Genomic DNA, 24413 nt, shown 5'->3' with positions numbered 1-24413 from the left:
TTGTCAGGAATAATTATGTTGTACATTACAACTATTTTTTTTACAAACATTTTTTATGCACGTTACTTTTTTTGAATACCTTGTGTAAAAATTCTATGAGGAGTTTTGTTGAAAACCCCAACTATTCATGTCAAAACTAACCTATTCTTTAGATAGAGAGATAAAAAGCAAAAAATACTGGCAGGATCAATGAGCATGATGGAGCATCCCGATCACGTCATCTAAAAGTGAAAAACAATAAATAACAAAAAAAATACAAGGTGAACAAAATGAAAAAAATCCAAATGACAAGCCTCGCTTTTATGGTGGGCTCTATGATGTCTATCAATGCTTTAGCCGCTGACGCTGAGTACACCCTAAAGCTGCACCACATGCTCCCTCCTGCATCCAATGCGCACAGTAATTTTTTGGAACCTTGGGCGAAAAAAGTAGAAGAAGAATCCAATGGCCGCATTAAAATTGACATTTATCCAGCTATGCAATTAGGCGGTAAACCAGCACAGCTTTTTGATCAAACACGTAAAGGTATCGTTGATATCTCTTGGACTGTCGCAGGCTATACTCCTGGACGCTTCCCTAAAATGACCTCTTTTGAACTGCCGTTTATCCCAGGTTCAGCCAAAGCAACCAGTATGGCTCTACAAGAATATGCAGAAACCGAAATGCAAGATGAACTAAAAGACGTTCATCTGTTGGCGGTTCATACACACACTCCAGGCTCTCTTCATTCTCGCGATAAAAGAATTAAAAGCCTAGAAGACTTACAGGATTTAAAAGTTCGCGCGCCAAACAAATACATGTCTGAAGCATTCAGTGCCATTGGTGTTAACACCGTATTTTTACCTGTACCAGAAATGCCAAGCGCGCTTTCTAAAGGTGTCATTGATGTCGCTGTGCTACCTTATGAAGTGGTTCTACCGATGAAGATTCATGAATTGGTTGGACACCATACTGAATTTAAAGGCAAAGGCTTATATTCAAATACCTTCGCCTTTACGATGAATAAAAAGGTCTATAACAGCATGCCAGCTGACCTACAAAAAGTGATCGACAACAACTCAGGTGTAGAATTAGCAGGTCACATTGGTGAGGTTTTTGATAACTATGAAGTGTTCGCGCGTAAATATGCGGTAGATCGTGGCAATACTTTCGATTACATCGAAGGTGCCGAGCATCAACGCTGGGAAGAAAAAATGGCTCCGGTTGTCGATAAATGGGTTGAAGACATGAATGACGACGGCTACGAAGGACAACGCCTTCTCGATAAAACAAGAGCTCTTATCAAGAAATACGAAGACTTATAAGCCAGCCAATCGGATAAGTTAGCATGATCAAATTTAATGCAGATATACACCGATCTTATCTAGGTCGCGTATCGTCTCTATTTGCGCTAACGGGTGGCTTTATCATGTTGATACTGGCGGCGATAACCGTCACCAGTATCATTGGTAGGTCAACCATAGGGCAATCAATAGTAGGCGATTATGAAATTACCGAAATGGGTCTGGCAATGGCCGTATTTCTTTTTTTACCCGAATGCTATTTGCGCAAGGGTCATGTCATCGTCGACCTCTTTACCGCAAACTGCAAACCAAGCACTTTACGGTTTTTAGATACCTTCAGTGACGTAGTTTTCACCATAGTGGCCTTTGTTTTTGCCTACCGTATGAGCCTAAGCGGCTTAGAGGCAAAGGAGTATTTAGAACAAAGTATGCTTCTAGAGTTGCCGACTTGGTGGACCTTTATTGTAGGCGTTGTATCCATGATACTTTGTGGCCTATGTGGTCTTTATAAGCTGTCTACCACCTTGTGTGGAGGTAATCATGAGTAATGTAGAACTGGCCTTTTTAATGATGGCTGTACTGCTGGTTCTGATGAGTATTCGTATTCCTATCGCCTTAACTATGTTGGTTTGTGGTGCTGTTGGTTACGCTCTTATTGGTGGTGTACCTGCCCTTTTAGAATATTTGGGCACTGCGCCGGTCGCAAAATTTTCCACTTACGACCTTTCTGTTGTTCCACTCTTTTTATTAATGGGCGAATTAGCAACACGATCTGGTATCACCGCGGAACTATTCCGCACCTGTAACACCTGGATTGGTCGCCAACGTGGCGGTATTGCCATGGCAGCGATTGCAGGCTGTGCCGCCTTTGGCGCTATTTGTGGTTCGTCTTTAGCCACGGCCTCAACTATGGGCAAGGTTGCCTTACCAGAAATGAAACGCCTGAAATATTCTGGCAGTTTAGCGGCTGGTGCGTTGGCAGCTGGCGGAACGTTAGGCATATTGATCCCACCTTCCATGGTGCTGATTATTTTCGCCGTACTGACCGAACAGAATATCTCAAAAATGTTTATTGCCGCCTTCGTTCCAGGCTTTTTAGCCGCTGGTGGTTACATTCTTGCTATTGCGGTTTATGTACGAATTTTCCCTGACGCTGGCCCTCGTGGCCCAAAAACGACATTTGCCCAGAAAATCAAATCAACCAAAGATGTTTGGCACATCACGACAATCTTCTTGATCGTATTGGGCGGTATCTACATGGGGATCTTCACCCCAACAGAAGCCGCTTCCGTTGGTGTCATTTTAACCGCCATTCTTGCCTTTACTCATGGCAAAATGCGAATGGATGGCCTATTGGTTTGCTTAATACGGACCGCTGTATCCTCTGCAATGATTTTTTTCATTGTGCTAGGCGCAGACCTTTTTAGTGTCTTTATTGCTTTGTCCCGCTTGCCGGATTTAGGGGTTGAACTTATACAAAATTCCGGTTTGTCGCCATATACCATATTGGTCTGCATGCTGCTTACCTATTTGGTTATGGGCTGTTTCTTAGACAGCTTAGCAATGATCTTGCTGACAATTCCAATTTACTTCCCCATGATAATGGCGATGGATTTTGGCATACCGCAAGCAGACTTAGGACTTTGGTTTGGTATCTTAGCCTTGATCGTTGTAGAAGTGGGGCTAATCACACCACCCGTCGGTATGAACGTATTTATTATAAAATCGTTCGATGATGCCCTAAAGCTCAAAGATTGCTTCAAAGGGGTTATTCCTTTCCTAATCTCAGACTTTATTAGGGTCGCATTACTTATACTCTTCCCTAGTATTACCCTCGGACTCGTTCACTTAATAGGGTAATAAAAAAGGCGTAGGTGCACATTGCACCTACGCCTTTTTGATATAATCCCCAATAGTTTAGACTCACACCAAACTCATGTTTTATATTACAATAACGGATTATTCGACTAAGAACTGAGACACTCATGGCTAACGACACAAAAAAAATAGACCAACCCGTAGACTTTGGCATACTCAATAACTTGGTTGGTTATCGCTTACGTCGCGCACAAATGAATTTCTTCACAAAATTTTCTGAGGTCTGTTCAGATCTTGGTATCAGCCCAGGCTTGTTTGCCATAGCCGCGATCGTTGAACGAAACCCAGGGCTAACCCAAACAGCCGTCGCTCAGGCATTAGGCAATGATCGATCTGCCATGGTAGCCGCAGTCGATAAGCTCGAAAAAATGGACATTATTGAACGTAGACCAGCCATTAATGACCGTCGATCCTACGCTCTTTTTATGACACCGCATGGTGAAGAGTTTTTTCTTAAAATCAGTCAACGAGTCATGGAACATGAACAAGCAATGGCTTCACGTCTTGATGGTGAGAATGAATTAGATTGGCTATTAAAAACGCTAGATACGCTCTCTAAGTAATTAAAAAGGCCAACTCTGAACGCCCCATAAGGTTGGCCTTTGTTAATATTCTTTTGCTTAAATACAGATCAAAGTTTATTAGTAAACTGACCAACAGCATCGACAACACGTTTAGCACCATCTTGTATTTCGACGATAACCTCACCCGCTTCATTAGATAACGCCAACCCTTTTTGCGCTTGTTCTCTGCCTTTATTAATCAGGGCAACGGCTTTTTCGGCAAGCACTTGGTTCTTTCCAACCACCCCAACAATCTCTTCTGTTGCAGAGCTGGTACGTGATGCCAACTGTCTAACTTCGTCTGCTACAACCGCGAAGCCTCGACCTTGCTCTCCCGCTCTAGCGGCTTCAATTGCGGCATTTAGTGCTAATAAATTCGTCTGATCCGCAATCCCTCTTATACTTTCAATAATGGAACCAACTAATTGAGACTGAGCATCCAACTCTGAAATCCCTTGCGCGGCTTCAGCCATTTGCTCGGATAGTTGGCGCATCACGGCCACGGTTTCACTCACCACTTGATTACCTTTTTTAGCACTAGAATCGGTTTGCTGTGAGGTGGCATAAGCAATATCTGCTGCTTCTGATACTGCCAATTCACGATTCACTAAATCTGTAATCAGAGTGGCAAACTTAATGACTTTGTAAAACCGGCCATGTACATCGGAAATGGGATTATATGACGCTTCTAGCCAAACAGTATTGCCTCTACTGTCAATACGTTGAAAACGATCGGCAACAAACTCGCCTTTATTTAAACGTGCCCAGAAAGCGGTATAAGCATCAGAATTCGCCTCTTCAGCAGTACAAAACATCCTGTGATGCTTGCCTTTTATTTGATCGATTTTATAGCCCATACCACGCAAAAAAAGCTCATTTGCATCTAGTATGTGCCCACTCATATCGAATTCAATCACCGCAGTAGAGCGTTGCAATGCCGCTATAATATTTTCATCTTCGCGGGAGCTCGTGATAGTCCGTGTTAAGTTATTACAATATAGAGAGTATTCTTTTAGCTTACCTGTTTCACCATGAAGAATGGGCTGAAACACGGCTCTTAACCATGATTCAGAGCCGTCTTCTTTTTCAATTTCCAAGGCTCCAGCCCAATGTCTCACTTCTTTTATAGCATTCATAAACGCCTTATAATGCTCAGTTTTTCGCGAGTAGACAGGCACCAAATCTGCTAACTTTCTTCCGACAATCGCTTCTTTAGAAAAGCCAAGCTCTGTCGTGAACATTTTATTAACTGATTTCACTAACCCGTCGGTATCCAGAGTAATAACCAGCATTTCTTGATCTAGGCTGTCTTTTATCTGATGAAGAGAGTTTAACTCTTCCTTGATAACCTTAAGTTCACTCTTTAAGTTACTGTTAAACATTCATCTCTCCTAGAATCTGCTCATAAATAGATCAGCGTTATCAAGATTAAGCTGGTTGAAACAAGCAATCTATTGAAATAGCTTAGATCAAATTTTCAATAATTCACCTTTTTCCACTCATTTTTTGCAGAATAATAGCCATTTCTTCTTGCAACTGAGCCCGCAATTCTGTGCTATCAATGGAAGATAAACATGCTTCTACGAGGGCATTATCTTCTGTCGTTTTTAAGGTTTTTTCGAATATAAAAACCTGACTGGCGAAACGCTGTAATCCCATAGTCAAAGACGCCCCTTTTAAAGTATGGAGGGTCTCTGCTGCCGCTAACCGATCTCTGGATTCAACGCTTTGAGCTATTTTTGCTAATAAATCCTCTGACTCTTGAGTAAAGCCCTCGATAACACTGTTATAAAGCTCTATGCTGCCGCCAAATCGACTTAGAATAGACTCAATATCCTCGTAATCGCTTAACTCAACTGTCGGGGTGCTTTTCTCGGTTGGCTCAACCACAGAGTCTTTTGCGTCTTCCTGCGTAACAAGCTCATCTCGAGTGTTAGTATGCTTAAGAATACAGGCAACCATTTTGTCTATATCCAGAGGCTTGGCAATATGGTCATTCATCCCCGCTCTAAAGCAGGCTTGACGGTCTGACTCCGAAACATTGGCCGTCATGGCAATAATTGGAAGCGATGCAAACCTTGTATCCTTACGTATTTGCTTCGTAGCTTCTAAGCCATCAATACCGGGCATTTGCATGTCCATCAACACAATATCAAATGCCCCCACATCATGATTGAGTACTGTTGCAACACCCTCTAAACCGCCTTCTTCCACTGTCACAACAGCGCCTTCAATAGCCAACAATTCTGTGGCCACTTGTCTATTGAAAGCGTTATCTTCAACCAACAAAACTTTCACACCAATTAAATTACCGCCACCATAATCATTACTCAAACGATCAGGTAACGAGGATGCATCACCTGAAAGAGCTTGATAAACCGTTTCTGACAATTGACTTACTGTTGCGGGCTTTAATAAAGACCCAGAAATACACTCAAATTTATTATCTAATTGATCATTTATTGCGCTAGACAATAAAATGATTTTTGGCGCACGGTCAGTATCAGGAAAGATTGAATTTACTTCGTTAATACTTTCTTGACCCAAAAAGTCTGATGTTTTCGTATCGAGTAAAATGGCATTGTACTTATCACCTGCGGCGAGCGATTCTCTCAGCAATACAATAGCACCCTGAATCGATTCCGCTTTTTTACTTGTCCACCCAAGACCAAATGCCATCCGTGTGAAAATCGCTTGTGTTGCCACATTTTCATCAACAATTAAAACCTGTAACGGCTTGCTGGATATATTATTAAAAGGTAATTCCGGCTTAATATCAGATATCGGCAAATCAACCGTAAAATAAAAACGACTGCCCTTACCTAACTCACTCTCTACTTGTAATGAGCCTCCCATTAACTCGACAAAGCGACGCGAAATAACCAAACCTAACCCTGAGCCCCCAAAGCGGCGTGCAGTGGAAGATTCTGCTTGCGAAAACACCTCAAAAATCGAGTCTAACTTGTCTTCTGCTATACCAATGCCAGTATCCTGAACAGATACCGTTAGACGAACTACACCCGCTTCTGCTGGTTGTTGCTGAATTTTCAACACCACACTGCCTTCTAAAGTAAACTTCACAGCATTACTGACTAGGTTAATAAGTATTTGTAGAAGACGTAATTTGTCACCGACAAGAAAGGCCGGAATCCCCCTATCAATATCAAAAATCAACTCAACATTTTTTCCGAGCGAACTGCCAGACAAAACAGTTGATAATTCACACAACAAGGCTTCAACTTCAAACGGTGCTTTCTCAAGCTCTAATTTACCCGCATCGACTTTAGAAAAATCCAAAACGTCGTTGATCAAAGCCAATAATGATTTCGCAGAAATTTGCGCTTTAGAAATATAATCATCTTGCTGATTTGTCAGTGGCGTGCGCTTTACAAGGTGTAACATACCCAAAATCGCGTTCATGGGGGTGCGTATTTCATGACTCATATTTGCCAAAAAGTTCGACTTAGCGACATTGGCCGCAATAGCTTCATCTTTGGCTTTACGTAACCATGTTTCTAACTCATATTCTTTGGTTATGTCTCGATTAATGCCGGTAACTTTCATTACCTGCCCATCGCTGTCTTTCTGCAAAATAGCACTGGCCAATATATGGCGGATACTGCCATCCGGTAAGATGATGCGGAACACAACATCATAAGAGCCCTTATTATCTATCACATCTTTTAACGCTGCGGTGACGGTATCTCGATCTTCTGGGTGGACTCGATCGAACCACTCATCATAAGTAATGCCCTCATCTTTTTTAGAAAGTGGAAACTGATACATAGACAGCATCAAATCACTCCACTCCAAAACATCATCAGCAATATTTAGACTCCAGATACCTAGCTGCGCCGCTTCTGCCGCTAACAGCAACTGGTCTCTGGTATATATCAACGCCTGTTGGTTACTCTTCTGCTCGGTGATGTCCATCGCCATCCCCAGATATCCCACAGTGTTGTTATCACCGCCTTTCATCAGAGTGACAACCAAAGAGACCGGACGTGTACTGCCGTCTTTATGTATATAGGTCCATTCTTTGCTTTCGAAATCGCCTTGTAAAGCGTGGTGAATCAGTACATCTAGGGAGTCAGAAACCGTTTCACCTGTTGCCTCGAATATGTCAATACGATGTTTGTCGATTTCTATTTCGTCATGGAAGCCAACAGGCGTCAGCTTACCGACAACCTCATCAGCCGAATAGCCAAGCATGCGCTCAGCCCCTTTATTAAATAACTTAATCACACCGTTCAAATCTGTCGCAATAATAGACACTTCTGAGGAGGCACTTAAGACATCACTTAACAATAAATTTAGCTCTCTTAGCTCGGCTGTTCTCGCCTTTACTTGGCTCTCCAAATTGCTATTCAATTCAAAAATTTTGGCTTCGGCTTTTTTACGCTCTGAAATATCACGAATACTTTTTGAAACACCGACAACCTTTTTATTTGCATCTAATATAGGCGATAAAGTAATAGACACTGGAATCTCTGTACCAGACTTGGTGGTTCTTCGCGTCTCAATGGATTTAGGCTCCTTACTCTCTTTTAAAGTCGCAATAGCCTTCAAAGCCTCAAATCGAAGTTCATTGGGCACAAGCAACTCCACCACATTCTTACCTATCGCTTCCTCCTTGGAGTAGCCTAAAATTCGTTCTGCACCGCTATTCCAGCTGACCACCTCTCCGTCCATATTTGAGCTAACAATACCATCTGCGGAGCTTTCAACAACGGCCGAAATTCTAGCTTGGTGTGTCATCACCTCTCGATTTCGCAAGATATACAGACGTATAACAACCACAACAACTGTCAGTAATAAACTGATTAATAACCCAATCGACAAAAAATCAACCGGGCTGGGTAAACGCAACGATTGAATGAATGCAGGCGTGACTCTTAATACGCTTCTCCATTCACGCCCATATACCTTTGTTGTTTGGACCTGTTCATAACCCGCCACGCCCGATACACTGCTGCCGTAGAATTGAACAGGTTCGTCCAAATCCGTAATGTCCCAAAGTTCATAATGAAGCTTTTCAACATCTACTGGCAAACCACTCAACACCTCACCCATTATCAGAGGGGCATAGCTCCACCCAAAACCCTTCTGTAGACGCTCTGCTTGTGTCAAAGGCGTGCTGCCGCCATGATAAATGGGCATAAGAATAAGAAAGGACTGTTGCGGCTTACCTGTCGCTTGCACTAAAGTGATTGGACCTGTTAAACGAACTTCTCCTGAATACAAAGCAGACGCTGCGGCTTCTCGCCGGTTTTTTTCAGAGGCAATATCCAAACCCACCGCTTGGCGATTTCGATCAACAGGCTCGATATATTGAATAATGTATCGTTCGTTAAAATTGGGGTTTAGTGACTTAACAGAAAACTCAGGCCAGCCATCTTTACGCGCACGATCAACAAAGGCACTTTCTTCTGATGGTGTTACGCGACGAATAAAACCAAAGCCCCTAGCGCCAGGAAACTCAACATCAACATCACGACTTAAACTGTACAGAGTGAAAATCTTGCGAGTAATCAAATTCTCACCCGTAGTTAGTATTGCCCCTCTGGCTCCTCGCAAGCCATATTGATAAAGCTCAATGCGAGTCTGTACTTCCCGTTGTAGAGTATTCGCTGCCTCTAAAGCCGCTTTATTAATCTGTACTTTGTTGTCTTCATGAACTTTGTAAGCAATAGCAAGAGCAACAGTGATCGTCAGCAATAACGTAATAAGAACCCAGCGATTAAAAATAGACTCAAATGATACTCTTTGCACTTATGCCTCCGGACCACAAACTCACCTCATGCTTGGATAAAACCACAGAAGCGAATAATCAAATACAGCAACAATAAGTTGCAAGTTAATTAATAACTTATATTGAGAAAATTACCACCAAAAACACAAAATAAAACATGGGTTATCTCAGATAAATTATCGTTGAAAAACAGGTAAAACCATACAAAGCACTTAGGCGTTTTATTGTCTTGAATCAATGTTTATTCCACAAACAAAGCAACTCGCATAATTTTACGTTATCCTTTTCACACTATTTAGGCGCGTTTTCTTCTCAAATAAAACGACAGGATCGACTTTCATGAATATTGCTGTTTTTTCTTGCAAGCCCTACGACAAAAGAACCTTATCCTCCTACGCGGAGCATAAAAACATGTCCATGAGCTACTTCGAAAGTAGACTCAGCATGGAAACCATTAGCCTAGTAAAAGGTTTTGATGCGGTATCTTGCTTCGTTAACGACGATGTTAATGCCGAAGTCATTCACCTTTTAAAGCAACAAGGTGTAAAAACCATCGCCCTGCGTTGTGCTGGATTCAATAACGTCGATCTAGACGCAGCAAAAGCGGAAGGCATCAAGGTATTTCATGTCCCAGATTACAGCCCAACCTCCGTTGCTGAACACGCCGTGGCACTTATCATGACGTTAAACCGCAAAACGCATCGCGCCTATCATCGCGTAAAAGAAGGCAACTTTGCCCTTGAAGGGCTCATGGGCTTCAACCTTGAAGGGAAAACCGTTGGCTGTATCGGCACAGGACGAATCGGCGCAGCATTTTGTCGCATCATGAAAGGCTTTGGCTGCAAGGTGTTGTGTTATGACTTATATCCGTCACAAGCGCTTATCGACCTAGGTTGCCAATACATCACACTCGATGAAATCTACCAAGAAAGCGACATCATCAGCCTGCATTGTCCTTTGAACCCTTCGACTCATCACTTAATCAATAAAGACAGCTTAGAAAAGATGAAAGACGGTGTGATGATTATCAACACCAGCCGAGGCGCATTGGTCCACGCACAAGAAGCCATTGACGCACTTTACAGTGGAAAAATTGGTTATCTGGGTTTAGACGTGTACGAGCAAGAAAACAAAATCTTCTTCGAAGACATGTCATCCCACATCATCCAAGACAGCGTCTTCCAACTCATGCTCACCTTCCCTAACGTCGTCGTCACTGGGCATCAAGGCTACTTCACTATCGAAGCGCTGAACCACATCGCCGAAACAACGGTCGACAACTTACTGCACCACCAAAGCGACAGCAGTGGAACAAGGCAATTGGCATAGGGCTGAGTCGTAACAAAAAGATCACATAATAATCAAGATACACTAAACCATTCATCACTCTGATCACGTATAATTTGCGAACTTGGAGAGTACAAAAGGAGTGACGAAAGATGAACCTCGATAAACCAACTCAAGAAAGACTAATAAGCATTGTCCGTAGAGCAGGCCAAGAGATCGTCATGCCAAACTTTCGTCAGCTTAGCGCCGCCGACGTAGAAACCAAAAGCAGCCTAACGGACCTTGTCACCATTGCCGACAAAGCCAGCGAAGCATTCATCACTGAAGAAATTCAGGCGGCCTTTCCTAATTGGGAAATCGTCGGAGAAGAAGCCGTTGCCGAAGACCCATCGACCACAGACAAAATAGCGACGGCAGACACCTGCGTCATCATCGACCCTATTGACGGCACCTGGAACTACGCCCACGGATTATCTGAATTTGGCATCATACTCGCCGTGGTCGTAAAAGGCGTCACACGTTTTGGCTTGCTGTACGACCCAGTAAACGACGACTGGATTTATGCCAATCGTGGCGAAGGCGCGTTTTTCCAACACACCGCCATGAATGAAAAAGGCAAGCATCAAACACCCAGCCAAGCGCCGCTAGCCTTAAAGATCACCGCAGAACCCGAGCTAGATAAACTCGTCGGCATAATGTCGGTAAACTCTTATAGTGGTCAGAAAAAACAAGACTTTGCCTTAAAAGCAAGCCGCTTTGTGCGTATCAACAACCTACCTTCCTGCCCTGCTTACCGACAAATAGCCCAAGGCCACTTTCACTTCAGCCTCACCTACAAAATGCTGCCATGGGATCACGCCGCAGGCGTACTGGTTCACACCGAAGCGGGCGGCATATGCCGAACACTCGACGGCCAAGAGTACCGCCCAACTATGCTCGACGGCGAAATGCTCGCCGCCCAGTCAGAACAACAGTGGCAAGCGTTGGCGGAACATTTTAGGAAATAGGCTGAACGCCCCATAGTTTTACTCAACGCAATCTGTGGCATAATGCCAGAATATATAGGCAAAAGAGATAACAAGGGCATGACCGAAGAAAATCTACCATCAGCACGTTGGAAGCAGCGATTTGAGAATTATAAAAAAGCGTTGTTGCAACTCAACGAAGCCGTCGAAGCCTACGACGAACAATCGCCAAACATCATAAAAGAAGGCGTTCTACAGCGATTCGAATTCACTCACGAACTTGCATGGAAGGTGTTAAAAGACTATCTAGAATACGAAGGTCATCAGAACATTACAGGATCAAGAACCGCCACAAGACTGGCGTTTAACATTGGCCTAATTAAAGATGGTCAAACATGGATGGACATGATCGAAAGCCGAAACAAAACAGTACACGCCTACGATGCCAGTATTCTTGAAACCGAATTTTCAAAGGTACGAGAAAGTTATAACGCCTGCTTCATCCAACTCAAAGAAAAACTGTCCACCCTATGACACTTTCCCAATACGGTATTCCAAATCAATTACTGGAAAAAATGTCAGAGACCTTTTCAAAGTATCCAGACATTGAAAAAGTGACTCTGTTTGGCTCCCGCGCCACAGGAAACTTTCGCAACGGATCAGACATAGACCTGTCTATTTCAACACGAAAATCGGACATCATCCCCACTCTTCGTATTGAATTAGACGATTTAAACAGCCCATATCTGATCGACTTGGTGGATGAAAACAACCTCACCAACCAAGCCTTGTTAGCACAGATTCGAGAATCTGGGGTAGTAATCTATACCGTCTAACGTTCTACGTTTAGCTAAAACGCTTATCAAAAGTGGAATGTTTCATAATCTCATAAGCGCCTGTTCGTATGTTTTCTTTGGCAACAACAAGACGATAACTACGATTTAACTTCAAACGAAACATCCCTCTTTGGCAGCGCAAAGCCTTCCATTTTCGTAACCTCGTTTCATTTGCAATGAGCCGATATATTTCTTTCCACGCTTTCTTCTGTATATGATCAGGAATGACATCATGCTCTTTTATTTTAATCGCCATACATTCCTCCTCACACCATCACCGAAGGAATAAGCTCGTAACGCTGCTTAAATCCAGAGACATTAAAAGGAACCTGACTCAGTGCTTGTTCGACACCCGCAGTCAAAATAGAATCACTGACGATATAACCGCTGCCCGCATCGGAATTTTGGTAAAAACGCCCTTCTGGATTGATCATCAAATACGTATGCGTCATGGCATGATTGTCTTCTTCGACAATCATGCTAGATAGCGCAGCATGTCGCTGAACATAAGCTTTATACTGATCCTGAGTAATCGTCAGCTGATGATCATGTACCGGTAAAACACGCAATAATTTCCATTTATTTGGCTGAATCTCGTTTATTAAATCCAGTAAACTGTCATCACAGTTCACCGAATTCACCACGGTGTTCAGCTTTAAAATCCCAGTCTGATTCAACGACCGATAACGGGCGCACATCTGCACCAATTGTTCAGCGTCAATCCAACGTTTCTTGCGATCAACACGGCCAATACCCTGCGCCAAAGCATGATCCGCGGTATCGTAACTCATCCCCAACACATCTAACGAAGGCGCTAATTCATCCAAAATATCGTCAGTAAGATAATGCCCATTGGTAATCAAAGACGTGCGAAAACCTAACCGATTCGCAAACTTAACAGCATCCAGAAAACGCTGACCGAGCAACATAGGCTCACCACCAGCAAAATTGAGGCGCACGTTCTGATAACCCATTTCAGCTTGTAGTGGATTAGGTTGTAAAAAATAATCAGCAAGATTTTGGAGAAGGGATTCCACTTGGCCTGACAAACGATGAAGCTCATTTTTCGCTTCTAAATCATCCCAAGTGGCGTAACAGTAGCTGCACTGATAGTTGCAGCTTTCTGTCATGTGAAAATTGATGACAAGGTCAGTGCTTGTTGTATGTGTTCCTGAAGTAAGTGCCGTCATGTTGAACCTCCGTTTATTGTCAACGGAAACCAGATTCAACTTGTGCACTGCACAACATAGATTTTTTCTAAATCTATTTTTCTTTTCTACGAAAAATTAAAGCTTGAGCATAAAATCCAAAAGGTCATCCACCTCTTCCGCTTCATGGATTTTCTTATCTATCTCAGCCTTTAGCTCGGCAACACCCGCTACATTCGTATCCAATTGACGGATCAAAGCTTGAGCCTCAAGCCACTCACCATCTAAGTATTTCATTAGAATACTGTCCATCGGCTCAAGCACCGCCGCTTGAGCCAACAAAACACGAAGCAAAGAACCATTACTGCCAAGCGTTACCTGAGGCAAGGTTTTAAACGGATTCGGCAAACGCGCCGCCCTGAGGTCAAAATCCCCTTCTAGGCAGGAAACAAAAGCCGTTGCCTCGCTACTTGAAAGCGCAATGCCTGCCAGCGAATGCTGACGAATGAACATGGCTTTCACTATCTCCGCACATTGCTGGCGCTTCGTAGGCTCACAGAAAATCGCCTTCACTTCCTTTGAATCGGCAAAAACAGCACTCAACAACATAGCATTGAACAAGGTATCCAATTCAGTTTCTGGAATAGAATTGTTGTTTTTATGAACAATCAGCTCAGATTGAGAACTCAACAAGCCATTACGCAAAAAGGAATTCGCCTTAGTTCTTAGAGAGGGCGTTTGGCTCAAAATATCTGAGCCAAATAAAAACCTCAGCGCATCGGGAATGCTGTAGTAGTTAGGTTCCACAGTATGCTGCCTTCAAAATAGAGCTTGAGTTCTTATATTTGAGTTGCGATTCAGTTAAGTTTGAATGAGCAATTCTTTCGGCCAATTGATACCAAGAACTTGTATAGCTGCTACAGCCATGATTGTGCACTAAGAATTGCATAGTAGCTCCAATACAGTAGCCAGCTTTAATGCCTTCGTTTAAAGAAGTACGTTGACCCGCTAAGAGCTCGGCTTTACCACGCTTATCGTAGATTTCAATGACCTCTCGACAAGCGCTAACAAGAAGTGAACCACTATTATTAATAGGAATATCACCATCAGCAAACACATTACTACTCAGTACCAAAGCTAATAAACCCCATATCAAACGATTATTTTTAGTCATACCAAAATCCTTTTATTGTTTATCAGTATTCATCGAATCAGTGTGAGTATTACCCTCACTATCGGTGAAAAAATCAACTTGCTCTTCTGCAGATTTAAGTTTTTCTTTCTCTTCTGCTTTTTTCATTTCAGCGTTGTAATCATCTTTAATGGCCTGAATCCACTCTATCTTAGGCAGCGGAGTCAAAGCATAAAGAGCCACGAGGTACACAACAAAAAAGATCAAATAGAAATCATTTTCTTGATAATCGCTAACGCCAAGCTGCTCTTTTTTAAAAAAGAAAACGAGAAATAAACAACTCACCGTTAGGTAAAACGCAGCTGCACCAGCCGAGATAACGACATACCTCGTTACAATCTCACTAAAAGACTCACCTACAGACCCACTCCGAACAAAAAAACGACGCAAGACAACGATGAAGAGAAAAAAGCCCAACAATTCAAGATTATCCAACTCATTCAAACTTAAGTTTCCATCGAACGGCAGATAAAAAAAGAAGTAAAAGCTCACAAAACAGAGGAGAACAGTAAAAAAGCATATAAAAAGAGACATAACAAAAGAGGCAAGATGTCCAACTATAAGGTCTATTACGTTGAGTATTTTCTTACTTATTAACCACATAAAAATTTCGTCCTTAAAAGGTATTTATGAATTCGTTAATTTTGCAACATCCGTTTTTTTGAAACAAATATTTTCTATAGCAGGATCAAGCGGTAAAGCTTTCTTTTCATTTTTTTCACCTTGGTCTTCTTGGTTAATAGGTCCTAGATAGTAGGAAAAAGCACAAGACTCTTCTTTCTTAGAAACATAAGCAAAATAGCCTTTTTTCTTAAGAAATAAGCATTACTCGTTGATAAAACGATTTCACCCCATAAAGCTTGTCCTTTTACCACTAACTTAGGGCAAAATCTTGTTAAAGTTTCATACTCTTTATTCATTTCAGGGATTACGCAAATATCTTCTTCCATTTTTAATTTTTCAACGTAGTCAGTCCCATTCCAAAACCCTACAAACCCGGGAAATAAGAGAAGAAAAAAAGCTATGGCAAGAGAAAACTTTAGGAATATTTGAAAAACAAAACTAGAAATAGCTCCAATACCACTCCAAATAAGAGTGGAAATCCACCATGATTCAACTACCATTTTAAACAATGAAAAAAACTTTATGTCTTTTTTTCTCATATAGTTTTTTATTAAATTATCTTTACTAATAAAAAAGTGAGAAATAAACCCTGCTAAACCATACATTCCTGCCATAAAAAATATTTTCTCAAGATCAGGAATATAATTAATCTTAATGAAATTACTTGCTATTTTCTCAACACCTAGAAAAGCGAAAAAATAAATTTCTTTTATCTCGTAATTGAAATCGACGTTTTCCAGCCCCATTTCAGAGACCATACCTTTCTGATAAGCAAAACCATAAACACCAGCATACATCACAAGAATAGGAATAATTTTAAGTATTAGGTTTAAAGTGATGTATTTTGAAAAAAAACCTATTTTATTTACTGACTTAGATACTATGAATTCACCTTGAAGTTTTTCATCAGGGCTTTCTGACAATGTAAAACTTCCATTTATAGTATCAGTTTTTTTATTATTCATTGCTTCATTACTCATTCTTCATCCTTAAAGGCATGTAGTTCTCATTAGATTATTTATATTGGTTGTTTTTACTTTTTCTTCCCAACTTTCTTCGCGGCCTTGGCAAGGGCTTCGCTTTCGGCGCGGGCGGCGGCGATGCGTTTGAGCAGTTGGTCGGCGGGTTCATCGTTCGGATCTTGCGGCACCAGTTCGCCACGGAAGGCTTTGGCGAGGATGGATTGGGTGAGTTTGTCGACGCGCTGTTGGGCTTTTTGCACTTGTTTTTCGATGGTGTCGGCAAAGGCAAAGTATTGATCCACAAGGCGAACGATTTCGGCTTGCTCTTTCAAAGAGGGCAAAGGAACAGGAAAACCCTTAAACATAGCAATATCAATTCTTAGACGAGTTACTCCAAAAGCTAATTTCTCAATTATCTCCGTAGACATTGGAGAATTAAAATAAAACATCAAATATTTTTTATTTGCTGACAGCTCATCAACATCCATTTTAAGTACATCTGGAGTTACCATAGATATTCCAAAATTTTCTGGATATATACAACATTCACCAGGTGGGTCCCCTAATTTAGTAACGAGTAACTCACCACCATATACACTGTAATCTTGATGTTGTGCTTTCCACACTTCTCGATCCATAAAGTTCGGTTTTCTTTGATTAAAGCCAATTTCTTTAACATGTCTCAAAAAGATAATTGGTACACCTTCATCTCTAAAGTCTTTTGCTTTAAAAATTGTACCAAACGGGCCTGCACAAATAGCATTTGATGAATCCCGCGCCAATTTATAGTTCTCAATCCAACACCACGACGTGGGTAAATCAATTAGGCTAATATCGTTAAAAGAAAACTTATTACCTCGCAGTTTTAATCTGCCTTTTTTCTTCGAGAAGGTTTCTGCAATTTCATCAACCGCATTAATTAAAGTCTCTCTTACCCTCCACTCTTCGGTCAATTTCCCACTGACTGCGGCGGCGAGGACGGATTGGCGGAAGCGTTTGAGGATGGCGGGGATGTCATCGAGGCGGGCTTTGATGGTGTCCACCTGTGCCAAGACTTGATCCAGTTTTTCGACGATACGTTTTTGCTCGGCTAGGGGGGCGAGAGGTAGCGTGCAAGCTTTTAACTTTTTCTGGTTTAAAGATGACTGATTTACCGCATGTTGTGCTATAGAGACAAAACCGCCTATAGCTCTGTAGAATTTACAATAATAATTAAATAGTTCAGGCTTATACAGCGAATTGTTCACAACTAATCGAAGCAAATTTGTGCCATGAAATAGTTCTTTATCGCTATTAAAAATAGCTGTTTTACCTAAATGTATTGGACTATTAATATGACTAAACAAAATATCTTTTTTATTAATTCGATACTTTGGAAGTTTTTCTTCGTCAAAGCCATCAACGTAGCCAATTTTAGAAAAATCAAACTTCTCTTTAGCTATAGTTTCAATGCGACTAACAGGTATACCTGATTGCTCTTGATTTTGTTTATTAGATATTCCATTAGAAATAGACTCTAAAACCTCATCAAAGCAAGCCTCACTCCACCCCTTCGGCAATTCGCTCACGCTTGGCCTCCAAATAGTTCACCTTGGCCTTTTTTATTGCCTTGCTCTTTGCCCTGCTCTACGACTTTTTCTTCTAAACCAAAGGCTTGCTCTAAAAGCTGCTTTTGCGCTTCGGCTTCGTCGTCGGCGCCGAGGGCTTGCATCAGTTGATAGAGTTCGCCCATGGCTTCGGTGAGTTCCGCCATGGCTTCGCCTGCCAATACGTCTGGCTCGGGCAGGTTTTCCGAGTTGCTGGCTTCGAGGTCTTTGAGCCATGCGATGTCTAGGCTGTCGCCTTTTTGCTCGCGAATGTAGTCACGGCTGAATTTGCGCCAGCGGGCGTTATCAACACCTTCCTCTTCACTCAGCCCTTCGATTTCACCCAGTTGCTTATAGACGCCCTCTTCCCGTGGTGATTGGCCGTTGGCGTCTTCCCCGTAGGCAGCAATAAAGGCATCAAAGTGGGCTTCGGTGAGCATGCGGCGTTTGCCAAAGGTTTGCATATTGGTACGCATGTCGTACACCCACGTTTCTTGGGTGCAGTGGGTGTCTTGATGTGGGTTGTCTGGGGTGCCTTTTTGGAAAAACAGCACATTGGTTTTCACCCCAGCGGCGTAGAAAATGCCCGTGGGTAAGCGCAAAATGGTGTGCAGGTTGCACTTGTTCATTAGGTCGCGGCGAATGTCGGTGCCCTTGCCGCCTTCAAACAGAACGTTATCGGGGATCACCACAGCGGCGCGGCCACCGGGTTCCAGCGTTCCGATAATATGCTGCATAAAACACAATTGTTTATTGCCCGTTTGGTGAACAAATTTACGGGTAACGTTGCTGCTGGACGCGCTACCAAACGGCGGGTTAGACAACACAAGGTTAGCCTTGGGAATGTCTTCCCCATCGGCACCCAAGGTGTTGCCAAGGTGAATAGCGCCGTGTTCGCTGTCGCCTTCGATGTCGTGCAACAAGCAGTTCATTAGGGCAAGACGGCGGGTTTCGGGGACTAATTCAAGACCAATAAAAGCGCGCTCCATTTGGAACGTTTGGATGTCGTCGGGCAAGTCTTCTAAGTTATTAGTCTGATCTTTAATGTATTTATCGGCTTCGATCAAGAAGCCTGCTGTGCCTGCAGCAGGGTCTTGGATGATCTCGCGCGGTTGCGGCTTCATCAGCTTCACAATGGCGTTAATCAAGGGGCGTGGCGTGAAGTATTGCCCTGCGCCAGATTTGGTTTCGTTGGCGTTTTTCTGTAGCAAGCCTTCGTACATGTCACCAAAGTCGTCACGGCCTTTGCCGCTGCCATCGTTGTCGTACCAGTCCAACTTGTCCATGTTATCGATCAGTTCGGTCAATTGGGCGGGCTGGGTAATAGTCGTTGTGGCATTAAGGAAAATCGCTTGGACGATGGCGTGATGGTCACCATCCAGCTTGTTTAATAAGGTTTTGTAAAAGCTATGCTGTTCGATGCCGATTTTGCTTTTTAGATCTTTCCAGCGGTAGCCCTCGGGCAGCAGATCCACTTCTTGCCCGGTTTGTTCGCACATTTTTAAAAACAGCAAGGAAGCCAGTTCGTTCACGTAGTTTTGGTAGGACACACCACCATCGCGTAGGTTGTCGCACAGCTTCCAGAGTTTGGCGACCAGCTCGTTGTTGTTCATAAAATGTCTCTATTTTGTAGCACTAGTAAATAAGGGCGCTTTTGCCATGTTGGGCTAAAGCGCATTAAGAGGATAATGGGCGGGTATGATACCCACCTAGGCCAGTTCGTCCCAGATGTACTCGTTAAATTTTTGCAGAATTTCGTCCAGCTCGTTGTCTAGGGCGTCTTGCAAACGGCGTTTGCCGCCGTCTCGTCGGTAGTTGCCGATTTTGTACACGTCGTCGTCCAGCACGACTTTATCTTTGATGGAGCTGGCAAGACGGTCTAACCATTTGACTTGCACGGCATTCCAGTCGCGCTCGGCTTTTATCTTTTCTAGGGCGTGATCGACCCGCACATCAAAAGGCAAAAGCTGTGGGTTCTTCATGCTGGCACGACGAATGTGCCCCACCAGTTTGGCGGCAATGTCTTGGTTGGTTTTCTGTTTCCATGCGGTTTGCAAGGCGGATTCGTCAAAGCGCTTGGCGTCGAACCATTCTTGCAGCTCCACCAGCCCTTTACGAGTGAGATCTCGTGGCCGATTAACTACTGCATCGAGCGCAGCCAGTTGGTTGACGTTGTCTTTCACTAGGCGATCAAAGGCATCCAAAAAGTCGTCTGGCTGGTTGTAATCACCATACAGGGTTTCCACGCCAATCACCTTGTCGGCAATGTCGGTAAAAATCGGGCGGTCACGCAGGCTGTTTAGGGTGCGTTTTAAGTCTTCAATTTGTTCAACCAAGTTAGGCAGCTCGGCAAAGTGCTGAGCGGAGATCCGCGCCCCTTGGCTTTTTAAGGTTTTGCCCAGTTCCGCAAAAGAGCAACGGGTGACGTTCTTCAAGCGTTCGTCGAGTTTTTGGATCTGTTGCTCTACGTCTCGGCTGCGCAATTTTTGGTAATTGGCTTGGGTAATGACACGCTGGAGTTTAGACACCAACTGTTCGTGGCTGTTTTGAGCAAAAGATTGATCATTGCTTTCGATCAGCTCGTAAGCCTTGTCGTCGCTGATTTCCGCTACCAAGGTAGTCAGACTGACCTCTGGGCGCACCACCACGGCTTGCATGGTGTCGACGGATTCTAGCGTGCGGTACAAGTCCACAGCGTCAAAAATACGGAAGTTGGTTTTGCCTATGTCGGGGCACAAACGTGTGGCACGGCCTTTCATTTGTTCGTACAAGATACGGCTGCGCACTTTGCGTAAAAACACCAAATTACAAATACTGGGCACATCAATGCCTGTGGTAAGCAGGTCTACGGTGACAACAATATTCGGTAAGCGATCTTTTTCGTAGCGGGTGATCAGGCTTTGTAACTTGTTGGCGTCTTTATCTGAATTGCCGGTGATTTTGATAATGGCGTTGTGTGCTAGGTTGGCAAATGCCGGATTGCCAGATTGTCTAAAGGCTTCTCTTAGCGCAATGACCACCGCATCCGCGTGTTCGTTGTTCACACAGAAAATGAGGGTTTTCTGCTGGCCGTTTGGGTCAAGCCAGTTGGTCAGCTCTTGGCAAATGGCTTGGGTAAAGCTGGGGGCGATAATTTGCTTGTTAAACTGGTCTACTTCGAAGTTCTGTTCGTCTTCTAGCTGATCGAGCTGTAAGTCGCCATTCACCGTCAGGCGCTGTACCTGCTGCCCTTTAGCAAAGGCAATGCCCTTGGTGTTCAGTTCGGTGTTGATCTTAATCGGCGGTTGATAGTCGTTTAAATAGCCGTCAATCACGGCGGTTCGGTAAGAATAGTTAAAAATCGGCCGGCCAAAGATCTCTGTGGTGTGCAACGCTGGTGTGGCGGTGAGCGCCAATTTAAAGGCATCAAATTGATCGATCACACGACGATAAGCCGAAATGTAGTCTTGCTGATCGCGGAAGGCAAGCTCCCCTTCGGTTTGCTCTTTATCCAGAATATAACCACGGTGGGCTTCGTCTATGATAATGGCATCGTACAAACCCACGGGGATAAATTCGTCACTTTGCAGTACGCGTTTCACCAGTGATTGCACGGTGGCAACGTGGATCTTGGTACTGTCTTCTGGGAAGCGATCGGTCAGGCCTTTGATGTTGAAAATACGGTTAAAGCTTTGCTCTTGAATCCGTGTGTCGTCAAAGGAAGCAATGGCTTGGTTGCCCAACGAGCGACGATCAACCAAGAAAAGCACTCGTTTGAAACGCTGGGATTGAATCATGCGGTACATGATGGCGATGGCGGTTCGGGTTTTGCCTGTGCCCGTTGCCATGGCTAATAAAGCGCTACGCTTGCCCGACACCACGGCGTTTTCCACCGCGCGCACGGCGTCTTCTTGGTAGTAGCGCAACCCCAGTTCGCTCATATCTTGGTGGGTGGCAAACCAGTTATTTAGCTGCCCGGTATTTTGCTCTAGCTTATCTAGTAGCTCTTTCGGGGTGAGCCATTGCGGTAAAGCGTCTGGCTGGTTAGTGGCAAGGCGTGTGTCTCGATACCAAATGCCACTTTTGCTTTTAACGGCGGCACTGTAGCCGCGCCCATTGGCGGAAAAGCAAAAAGGTATCTGGTAGCCCGTGGCATTGTATTCATTGATTTTAAACTCACTGACGGCGGCCATCATTTGCTCGTCGTTCGCAGCGCGCTTGCTAAGCTCTTCTCGATAGGTGAGTAAATCAAAGTGTTTGCTGTAGCGGTAAGCTTCGTTGAGTTTATCGGCTACGTCTTGGTTATAACGCTTGGCTTCCACCACACCAACGGGGATTAATCCTGCAAACAAAACATAATCGGCAAAGCCCACCTTACCTGTTTCGTCTTTGCCTGTTGGCCATTCGGCAATGGCCATATTGCGACCGATAACTGGGCGTGTGCCATTGCTGTATTTGAGATTCTGAGTGTCCGCTTCCCAGCCTGCAAGGCGCAGTTGCTCATCGATCAAGTAGCGTGTTTCTTGCTCATCCAAATTAAGAGGAGTTTGGCTGGCCTGTTTGGCGGTGGACTTGTAGAAGATATTACGGTCAGGCTCGCTCAACTTGGCTAATTCATCTTCTTTGGCCTTGAGCTGGGCTTCTAGCGCGGCAATGCGCGCTTCGCTTTGTGCTTGGGTTTCTTGCTTATCACTTTCTAACACAGACAAACGACCTTGTAGCTCGCTCAGTGCCTGCTGTTGGGCGTCTATTTCCGCTTGGCTTTTGTGCTCTTGCTGCTCAGCTGCTTTTTCTGCCTGTGCTAGGGCATCTTTTAACGCAGCGATTTCTTGCTGATAGGCTTGCGAATTTTGCTTGCTTGGTAATTGAAACAGTGGCGCAGCAAAGTCCCTGTCACTACTTGTTAAACGGTAATACCAAAGCGCCAAACGAAACGCCAAGCGCAAGCACATTTCTGCATCGTTTAGGTCATTGTGGTATTTGTGTACCGCATCGTTACCAATGGTGCGCAGTTTATGAAAGACATTGATGATGCTTTCATCTATGTTGGTTTTCTTTTGAATTTCAGCGAGCAATTTGAACTGGGTGTCTTGTGGTTCGATGTTAAATATCTTACCAAGATGATTCGCCACATATTCACCAAAAATACGCAGTTTGACTAGAGTGGTGTTGGGATCGTCTGGATAGTTATTTTCAGCGGCTTGGGCAATAGATAGTAGAAAGTCGTTGTGACCTTTTAGAAAAGCAAAATTAGATTGAGTTATTGTCATTGCGTTCTAAAGTCCCTTCAGCGCCTAATGTCATCATATTGGTTTGTCAGTTTACCCTGACAATTCAACTTGCGGAATCCCTGAAGGCTGAATATCCCAAGAATTCTCACCAAGGATGCTTGGCAAAGTAGCTTTCCAAATGATCGATCAAGGCGCGTACATTGGGCGATAAATGCTTTCGGGATGAATAAAGTGCGTAGATCGTCAGGTCTTTGGGTTTCCAATCTGGTAGTACATGGCACAGGCTGCCATCGTTAATGTAACGATTGGCTAAATAAGTAGGCTGCAGGCAAACTCCCATACCATTCAATGTGGCGTGCAAAAGCGCTGTGGCTTCGTTAATGCTTAGGCGACAATTAACACTCACCGATTCAAACTGATCACCTTTAGAAAGGTGCCAGATATGCCGTTCAAAGTTTTTATACCCCAAACAAGCGTGATTGATTAAGTCTTGCGGATCTTGGATTTCGCCTAGGGTTTGCCGTACTTTTTCAAGGTAAGCAGGAGACGCCACCAGCACAGATTCACACATGGCAATGGGTTTACCGATTAAAGACGGATCCGGATTCGAAGCAATGCGAATGGCAAGGTCGATGCTTTTTTCCGTTAAGTCGGCGGTGCTGTCTTCTAGATCCATATCGATATGAACGTTGGGGTTCTGCTCCATAAAGTCTTGAATGGCAGGCATCAATTGGGAAAAGCCAAACGACATGCTCGACGTGATTCGCACCAAGCCTGACAACTCCTCACTGGTATTCACCAAAGCGGTGATTTTATCCGCTTGCTCCAACCACTGTTCCACGTCTTTTAAACAGGCTTCGCCCGCACTGGTGAGTGATATTTTTCGGGTTGTGCGGTGCAACAAGCGGATTTTTAACCAGTCTTCCATGGCTTCGATATAACGTGTCACCATGGGACGCGACATATTTAAGCGATCTGCGGTGCGAGAAAAGCTCCGCGATTGAGCAACATCGATAAAAACCTTAGCCGCAATAACTCTGTCCATTTCACCCACCCACTTGCACGATATAAGAAATAATCATGCTCATTATTGTGTATTTTTCCGAGCACATCAATTCCCTATTATG

Annotated in this window: 20 protein-coding genes; 8 read left to right on the top strand and 12 right to left on the bottom strand. The window is 43.7% G+C overall.

The annotated features are described in order from the left end of the window. The first annotated feature begins 269 nt into the window (after positions 1-269). From C1X04_RS06100 to C1X04_RS06085, 4 genes are all read left to right on the top strand, one after another. Positions 270-1304, top strand: a complete 1035-nt coding sequence (locus C1X04_RS06100; RefSeq protein ID WP_110571641.1) for a TRAP transporter substrate-binding protein — start codon at positions 270-272, stop codon at positions 1302-1304. A 23-nt stretch (positions 1305-1327) separates the two neighbouring features. Further along, positions 1328-1831, top strand: a complete 504-nt coding sequence (locus C1X04_RS06095; protein WP_110571640.1) for a TRAP transporter small permease — start codon at positions 1328-1330, stop codon at positions 1829-1831. Then, positions 1824-3143, top strand: coding sequence for a TRAP transporter large permease (locus C1X04_RS06090; RefSeq protein ID WP_137169444.1), 1320 nt, complete (start codon positions 1824-1826; stop codon positions 3141-3143). The genes C1X04_RS06095 and C1X04_RS06090 overlap by 8 nt, the downstream gene beginning before the upstream one ends. Positions 3144-3268: 125 nt before the next feature. Continuing rightward, positions 3269-3724, top strand: a complete 456-nt coding sequence (locus C1X04_RS06085; RefSeq protein WP_110571638.1) for a MarR family winged helix-turn-helix transcriptional regulator — start codon at positions 3269-3271, stop codon at positions 3722-3724. Positions 3725-3792: 68 nt separating this feature from the next. Here C1X04_RS06085 and C1X04_RS18750 read toward each other — a convergent pair whose 3' ends face one another. Continuing rightward, positions 3793-5106 carry a PAS domain-containing methyl-accepting chemotaxis protein gene (locus C1X04_RS18750; RefSeq protein WP_137169443.1) on the bottom strand — a complete coding sequence of 438 codons (1314 nt, stop codon included), beginning with the start codon at positions 5104-5106 and terminating at the stop codon, positions 3793-3795. A gap of 103 nt (positions 5107-5209) precedes the next feature. Beyond that, positions 5210-9496, bottom strand: coding sequence for a PAS domain S-box protein (locus C1X04_RS06075; RefSeq protein ID WP_137169442.1), 4287 nt, complete (start codon positions 9494-9496; stop codon positions 5210-5212). A gap of 319 nt (positions 9497-9815) precedes the next feature. Here C1X04_RS06075 and C1X04_RS06070 point away from each other — a divergent pair, with 319 nt between their 5' ends. The 4 genes from C1X04_RS06070 (at position 9816) to C1X04_RS06055 (ending at position 12564) form a co-directional block, all read left to right on the top strand. After that, positions 9816-10805 (top strand): 2-hydroxyacid dehydrogenase, encoded by a 990-nt coding sequence (locus C1X04_RS06070; protein ID WP_110571635.1) that lies wholly within the window; start codon positions 9816-9818, stop codon positions 10803-10805. 110 nt (positions 10806-10915) lie between these two features. After that, positions 10916-11770: an inositol monophosphatase gene (locus C1X04_RS06065; RefSeq protein ID WP_110571634.1), complete on the top strand. Its 855-nt coding sequence runs from the start codon at positions 10916-10918 to the stop codon at positions 11768-11770. A 78-nt stretch (positions 11771-11848) separates the two neighbouring features. After that, positions 11849-12262, top strand: coding sequence for a nucleotidyltransferase substrate binding protein (locus C1X04_RS06060; protein WP_137169441.1), 414 nt, complete (start codon positions 11849-11851; stop codon positions 12260-12262). Next, complete coding sequence (locus tag C1X04_RS06055; RefSeq protein WP_137169440.1) at positions 12259-12564, top strand: nucleotidyltransferase domain-containing protein; 306 nt, start codon at positions 12259-12261, stop codon at positions 12562-12564. Before C1X04_RS06060 ends, C1X04_RS06055 begins: the two co-directional genes overlap by 4 nt. A 10-nt stretch (positions 12565-12574) precedes the next feature. On the opposite strand, the gene C1X04_RS06050 is transcribed toward C1X04_RS06055, so the two are convergent. From C1X04_RS06050 to C1X04_RS06005, 10 genes are all read right to left on the bottom strand, one after another. Next, positions 12575-12820: a hypothetical protein gene (locus C1X04_RS06050; protein WP_137169439.1), complete on the bottom strand. Its 246-nt coding sequence runs from the start codon at positions 12818-12820 to the stop codon at positions 12575-12577. A 10-nt stretch (positions 12821-12830) separates the two neighbouring features. Beyond that, complete coding sequence (locus tag C1X04_RS06045) at positions 12831-13754, bottom strand: viperin family antiviral radical SAM protein (protein ID WP_137169438.1); 924 nt, start codon at positions 13752-13754, stop codon at positions 12831-12833. 96 nt (positions 13755-13850) lie between these two features. Beyond that, positions 13851-14519: a hypothetical protein gene (locus C1X04_RS06040; RefSeq protein WP_137169437.1), complete on the bottom strand. Its 669-nt coding sequence runs from the start codon at positions 14517-14519 to the stop codon at positions 13851-13853. Beyond that, complete coding sequence (locus C1X04_RS06035; RefSeq protein ID WP_137169436.1) at positions 14509-14886, bottom strand: hypothetical protein; 378 nt, start codon at positions 14884-14886, stop codon at positions 14509-14511. The genes C1X04_RS06040 and C1X04_RS06035 overlap by 11 nt, the downstream gene beginning before the upstream one ends. Positions 14887-14898: 12 nt before the next feature. Further along, positions 14899-15348: a hypothetical protein gene (locus C1X04_RS06030; RefSeq protein WP_175404907.1), complete on the bottom strand. Its 450-nt coding sequence runs from the start codon at positions 15346-15348 to the stop codon at positions 14899-14901. 302 nt (positions 15349-15650) lie between these two features. Continuing rightward, positions 15651-16508: a hypothetical protein gene (locus C1X04_RS06025; RefSeq protein WP_137169434.1), complete on the bottom strand. Its 858-nt coding sequence runs from the start codon at positions 16506-16508 to the stop codon at positions 15651-15653. Between the two features lie 53 nt (positions 16509-16561). Then, a complete protein-coding gene (locus C1X04_RS06020) occupies positions 16562-18058 on the bottom strand; it encodes a restriction endonuclease subunit S (protein WP_137169433.1) in 1497 nt (498 codons plus the stop codon). Beyond that, positions 18055-19689: an N-6 DNA methylase gene (locus tag C1X04_RS06015; protein WP_137169432.1), complete on the bottom strand. Its 1635-nt coding sequence runs from the start codon at positions 19687-19689 to the stop codon at positions 18055-18057. The genes C1X04_RS06020 and C1X04_RS06015 overlap by 4 nt, the downstream gene beginning before the upstream one ends. Positions 19690-19785: 96 nt before the next feature. After that, positions 19786-23325 carry a type I restriction-modification system endonuclease gene (hsdR, locus tag C1X04_RS06010; RefSeq protein WP_217495000.1) on the bottom strand — a complete coding sequence of 1180 codons (3540 nt, stop codon included), beginning with the start codon at positions 23323-23325 and terminating at the stop codon, positions 19786-19788. Between the two features lie 106 nt (positions 23326-23431). Further along, positions 23432-24331, bottom strand: a complete 900-nt coding sequence (locus C1X04_RS06005; protein ID WP_137169431.1) for a LysR family transcriptional regulator — start codon at positions 24329-24331, stop codon at positions 23432-23434. Positions 24332-24413 lie beyond the last annotated feature (82 nt).

The sequence above is a fragment of the Marinomonas sp. FW-1 genome, from assembly GCF_005222245.1.
Classification (GTDB): domain Bacteria; phylum Pseudomonadota; class Gammaproteobacteria; order Pseudomonadales; family Marinomonadaceae; genus Marinomonas; species Marinomonas alcarazii.
The sequence above is the reverse complement of the archived record's forward strand: the minus strand, read 5'-3'. Positions and strand labels throughout refer to the sequence as shown.

What these genes read in the sequence shown, in the direction of transcription:
- C1X04_RS06085 (WP_110571638.1), top strand. Translation starts at nt 3,269, where the DNA reads ATGGCTAACGACACAAAAAAAATAGACCAACCCGTAGACTTTGGCATA.
- C1X04_RS06090 (WP_137169444.1), top strand. Translation starts at nt 1,824, where the DNA reads ATGAGTAATGTAGAACTGGCCTTTTTAATGATGGCTGTACTGCTGGTT.
- hsdR (WP_217495000.1), bottom strand. Translation starts at nt 23,325, where the DNA reads ATGACAATAACTCAATCTAATTTTGCTTTTCTAAAAGGTCACAACGAC.
- C1X04_RS06095 (WP_110571640.1), top strand. Translation starts at nt 1,328, where the DNA reads ATGATCAAATTTAATGCAGATATACACCGATCTTATCTAGGTCGCGTA.
- C1X04_RS06035 (WP_137169436.1), bottom strand. Translation starts at nt 14,886, where the DNA reads ATGACTAAAAATAATCGTTTGATATGGGGTTTATTAGCTTTGGTACTG.
- C1X04_RS06015 (WP_137169432.1), bottom strand. Translation starts at nt 19,689, where the DNA reads ATGAACAACAACGAGCTGGTCGCCAAACTCTGGAAGCTGTGCGACAAC.
- C1X04_RS18750 (WP_137169443.1), bottom strand. Translation starts at nt 5,106, where the DNA reads ATGTTTAACAGTAACTTAAAGAGTGAACTTAAGGTTATCAAGGAAGAG.
- C1X04_RS06045 (WP_137169438.1), bottom strand. Translation starts at nt 13,754, where the DNA reads ATGACGGCACTTACTTCAGGAACACATACAACAAGCACTGACCTTGTC.
- C1X04_RS06005 (WP_137169431.1), bottom strand. Translation starts at nt 24,331, where the DNA reads ATGGACAGAGTTATTGCGGCTAAGGTTTTTATCGATGTTGCTCAATCG.
- C1X04_RS06100 (WP_110571641.1), top strand. Translation starts at nt 270, where the DNA reads ATGAAAAAAATCCAAATGACAAGCCTCGCTTTTATGGTGGGCTCTATG.
- C1X04_RS06065 (WP_110571634.1), top strand. Translation starts at nt 10,916, where the DNA reads ATGAACCTCGATAAACCAACTCAAGAAAGACTAATAAGCATTGTCCGT.
- C1X04_RS06060 (WP_137169441.1), top strand. Translation starts at nt 11,849, where the DNA reads ATGACCGAAGAAAATCTACCATCAGCACGTTGGAAGCAGCGATTTGAG.
- C1X04_RS06055 (WP_137169440.1), top strand. Translation starts at nt 12,259, where the DNA reads ATGACACTTTCCCAATACGGTATTCCAAATCAATTACTGGAAAAAATG.
- C1X04_RS06025 (WP_137169434.1), bottom strand. Translation starts at nt 16,508, where the DNA reads ATGAGTAATGAAGCAATGAATAATAAAAAAACTGATACTATAAATGGA.
- C1X04_RS06050 (WP_137169439.1), bottom strand. Translation starts at nt 12,820, where the DNA reads ATGGCGATTAAAATAAAAGAGCATGATGTCATTCCTGATCATATACAG.
- C1X04_RS06070 (WP_110571635.1), top strand. Translation starts at nt 9,816, where the DNA reads ATGAATATTGCTGTTTTTTCTTGCAAGCCCTACGACAAAAGAACCTTA.